Below are 4,504 nucleotides of genomic sequence, written 5' to 3' on the forward strand. Positions count from 1 at the left end.
GGTGAGCGCACCCTCGGAGCGCACCTCGCGCCCGGCGGTCGCTCCGTCGGTGACGAGATCCAGTCCGTTCGTGGCGTAGAGCGCCGCGAAACCGCGGCCCGAGCGGGTGATGAGCCAGTTTCCGTCCATGACGACCTCATCCAGGCCGTCGCGACCAAGATAGGCATGGGTCCAGGCATGGCGCGTGCCTTCGGTGTCGGCGATCAGCAGGGCGACGTCGCGATATTGCATCACGCGCGGCAGGATACCGTTGCCGGCCCAATAGGACGGACGCTGCGTGCCCCAGGGGTCGTCTTCGCCGGGATGGTTGACCCAGAGCCTCGCCATCGGGTGGCCGGCAAGCCGGATATCGAGGACGTGCTGCTGGTGCCCCCGGCGGCCCGTCTTGTGATCGACCACGGTCGAGAGCTGCGAAGCTTCCGTCTTGAAAAGCACGAGCTTGCCGCTTTCGAGCCCCTGGGCGTAGCGCGCTTCTATCGAGCGTCCGGGCGCCAGCTGGGCAAATTCCGGCAGGTCGGCCGGCGGCGCGTAGGAACCGGCGCAGAACATCGGCAGGGAAGCGACGCCGCCGTTCAGCCAGCCGCTGCCGAACGCCACGCGGGCGAATGGCGCCAGCTCCGTCAGAGGCCCGGCCCGCAGCTCCTTGTCGTAGGCGCGCCCCTGCGACCCGGCGGGAACGCCCGCCAGCGTATGCAGCGCGATCATCCGGAAGATCAGATCCAGCTGATGGCGAGCGCGCGGGGCGATATCGTCCCCGCCCCAGCGTTCGAGGGCGAGCAGACCGATGAAATCCACCGGATAATAGGCTGCGGAATTCCACTCGGCGAGGCCGTGCGCCTCGACGCTGTCGAACCAGCGGCGAAGCCGGCCTTCCGCCAGCCGCGCTTGCTCGCGGCCCGTCCTGCCGGAAGCGGAGAACACGGTATCCGGCATCAACTTGCCGGCGATCAGCTGGCTGGTGTGGAAGCACAGGACATGGTTCTCGCTCCAGAACCACATGACGTCGTTGCCGGGCTCGTCCACCCAGTAGCGGTAGCCGGCGACGGAGGCGCGGATGTCTGCCGCCGTCTCCGGCGGCAAGACATGCTCATATTCGCCGAGGAGCCAGAGGAGCGGCACCATCACGAAATCCGAGCAGTCCTCCCGCCGGTCGATGATCTCGAGCGTGGCGGCGATGATCCTGTCCATCGCCTCGCGTTCGATCTCGCCCGCTGCAGCCATGGCGAGCACGCGGCCGATCCGCTCGGCGCCGAAACGGGCGCTGAAGATCAGCGCCTCACGCTTGCGATCGGCAAGGGTGGCGGCGGCTTGCGGCAGGACGAGGCCGCTCATGAAGGCCGCGTCAATGTGGCGGGCGACGGCCGCGGCGCCGGAACCGATCTTCAGCCTGATGCCGTGATACCCGTCCGGCAGGCCTTTGATTGCGGGAGCGACAAGCCGCGTCTCGACGGCACCTAATATCAGATCCGCCTTCGCCAGCACCGCCCGGTCATGACCATGGCTGTAGACCTCGATGCCGACCGGCAGATCGGCCCCCGGCGGGGTGTCGAAGAGAATTTCCAGCGGGCGGTCGACGAAAACGTCGGCGGCGGGCCGGATGGCGCGCGCGAGGAGCTCGAGCCCCCGGACCTCCTGCCGGTCCAGTGCGGTGGGCAGGGCGATGTCCAGCGGCTGGGTATCGGCCAACTCCAGCTCGAAGAACCAGATCGTGTCCCGCTCCGCCAGGTCTTCGGTCAGCACAAGGACGTCATTGTCGCCGGCCTTCAGCCTCAGGACGATCCCGGTCTCGCTCTCGACGTTGCGCCGAAAAGGCTCGAACCGCACCTGTTCCTCGCCATTGACCCAGATCCGCACGCCGCCGCAGGTTCGCAGCCGCATCGGGACGTGGCGGGCAGCCTCGGCGCAGAAACTGCCGCGCAGCCAGCGGCCGACATGGGTGGGCACGTGCCAGAAGCCGGTGAACTCGACGCGGCGGTTCGGCCCCGGCAGGTTCAGGGAGGCCGGCTTCCAGTCGTGCTCGGCACGGACTTCCCGTCCGACCATCTGCGCCTGGAAGGCCTTCCTGCAAGGCAGGTCGCCGACATCCACGAAGCCGTTGATGAAGCGGTAATTGACGCGATCTTCCGCCGGCGCCGGCTCACCTGGAAAATACACCTGGCGCAAATCCGAGACGACCCATGCGGTGACGGTTTCGCCCGGGGCGACATGATAGCTGGCGCCGCCGGAACGGCCTGCGGCTGCAGGTGAGTGCTCCATGACTGCCTCCCTCAGATCATGAAAATCTTTTCATAAATTGAACTCGCACGTCAGCTTTGTGAGCAGTTTCGAATTTAACGCGACAAGACAGCTTGACGTTTGGATTGTCAAGCTTCAAAAAGGAAAAATTCGAAGGAAAATCCGAAAGGAAATCTTCCGAATTGTGAAAATATTTTCATTGGGAGGATGAAAAATGCAGAGACTTCTATCAGGGATAGGTGCGTTCGTATTCTCGGCCTTCGCTCTTTCCGGCGCGGCCATGGCGGACGCCAAGACCATTACTTTCCTGTTCACCGACGACGACCAGGGTTATGTCGAGCGCATGGCCGCCTTGAGCAAGGAGTTCGAGGCGTCACATCCCGACGTCAAGGTCAATTTCGTATCGTCCGGCTATGACGCGGTGGTCAAGCAGCTGCCGGTCCAGCTGGCGGCAGGCAAGGGACCGGACCTCGCCAAGATCACAGATTGGCAGCTCGCGCCCTATTATCTCGACATGCGCTCCTACATGAAGGACCCGGACGCCTTCGCCAAGCTCCACGGGGACAGCCTCAACCAACTCCGCCTGCCCAATATCAACGATCCGAAGTCGATCAACGGCTACGTCGCGTCCCAGACGCTGAACCTGCCATTCGTCAACAAGACCTTGTTCGAGCAGGCTGGAGAGCCACTGCCCGGCCCGAAGGCGACGCTCAAGGAGATCGTGGAAGCCTCCGCCCGCGTCGCAAAGGCGACGGGCGCGCAGATCCCCTTCACCATGGACCGGTCGGGCCACCGCTTTTCCGGCGGTGCCTATTCCTACGGTTCGGTCTATGTGAAGGACGGCAAGTTCAACTTCCCGGATGCAGGCGCGCGCAAATATATCGCCGACCTCTATTCCTGGACCCAGAACGGCAGTTTTCCCAAGGAAATGTGGGGCGCGGCCGGCGGCTCGCAGTACAAGAACATGGGCGACGAGTTCGTCAACGGCAATGTCGTCACCTATCTCGCCGGCAACTGGATGGTGAACCCCTTCCAGAAGAAGATCGGCAACGCCTTCCAGTGGACGGCCATCAACGCACCCTGCGGCGACGCGGGTTGCTATGCAATGCCGGGCGCAACCGCGATCGTCGGCTTCAAGCGCACCGAACATCCCGAAGCGGTCGCCCAGTTCATCGAATTTCTCGGCTCCGAGAAGGTGCAGCGCGAAATCGCCGAGAGCTATGTCATCCTGACGGGAGCGGACATCAAGAACCCGCAATACAAGATCTCCAGCGACGACGCCAAGGCATCCATGGCGGTGTTTCTGGACAACAAGAAGAACGTTCCGCAGGCCGCGCGCGATTTCGAACGCATGAAGGGCGGGACCGCTATCTATCAGCAGATCGTCCAGCGCATGAGCCAGCTCATCGTTGGCGAATTGAGCCTGGAGGAAACCTACAAGAACCTCGAGGCCGACGCCGGCAAGATCAATGAGGCGCTGGCAGCAAAGTGACGATCAGGCATGCCGGGTGGCGATGCAGCCCGGCATGCCTTACCGAAGACCTGAGGTAAGAACTGCTGCGATCGGGTGACAGGTGCTCGGCTGCCTGTCTCTCAGACCGGCAGCTAAAGGCCCGCCCCGGTATCAATTTCCAAGGGCCACGCGCCAGTCGCCCTCAGGCCGGCTCACCCGGCTGCGGCACCGACAGTGGTCATGCCGACCACCAGCAAAGCCATGATGATCAGCAGCCAACGCGCCTGATACACGCTCTCTTCCATCTGAACCTCCTTTTGAAGCCGCCGTGAACGCCGCGATTGCGGCCCAAGTTCCGCGTTCGCGGCCTTTTCCTCGTCGCACCGGACCTTGGTCGATGTCGCTCATGGTCAAAGGTCCAAGCCTGGATCGGACTGAAGCCCCAAGGCGGGAACATGCGCCGTCGGAAGCCAGTTTTCTCCACAGCTTCGGGAACGCGGTCGCGGTCAGAAGCATGTGGAAACTCAAGGAGATAAAAGACATGAACATGATCATGCGCGCGGCCTTTGCCGCGGCCCTTCTGGCGGGCACAACCCTGTCCGCATTCGCGCAAACCAGCAGCACCGTCGGAACCGGAGGAACCAGCGCCGGCGGCGGAACGTCCAGCAGCACGATTGGTACCGGCGGCAGTTCTGCCGGAGGAACGAATTGTGCGCCGGGCACCACCAACTGCAACTCCGGTTCCGCCTCGACCCTGGGTACCGGCGGGTCTTCCGCAGGCGGCGGCCAGTCGAGCAGCTCGGTTGGCACCGGCGG

2 protein-coding genes and 1 pseudogene are annotated in these 4,504 nt (G+C 63.7%); 2 read left to right on the plus strand and 1 reads right to left on the minus strand.

Annotated elements, in window-relative coordinates; genetic code table 11:
- The coding region (locus MOV63_RS31980; RefSeq protein ID WP_247039775.1) for a hypothetical protein at positions 1-2,256 on the minus strand (2,256 nt) is incomplete at its 3' end.
- A gap of 193 nt (positions 2,257-2,449) precedes the next feature.
- Here MOV63_RS31980 and MOV63_RS31985 point away from each other — a divergent pair.
- Both MOV63_RS31985 and MOV63_RS31990 read left to right on the plus strand, forming a co-directional pair.
- On the plus strand, positions 2,450-3,727 hold the full coding sequence (locus MOV63_RS31985) for an ABC transporter substrate-binding protein (RefSeq protein WP_040125513.1): 1,278 nt from the start codon (positions 2,450-2,452) through the stop codon (positions 3,725-3,727).
- 502 nt (positions 3,728-4,229) lie between these two features.
- A pseudogene (locus MOV63_RS31990) lies at positions 4,230-4,504 on the plus strand (hypothetical protein); the annotation flags it as partial.

Origin of the sequence: Neorhizobium sp. SHOUNA12A (assembly GCF_023006505.1) — a bacterium.
GTDB lineage: Bacteria > Pseudomonadota > Alphaproteobacteria > Rhizobiales > Rhizobiaceae > Neorhizobium.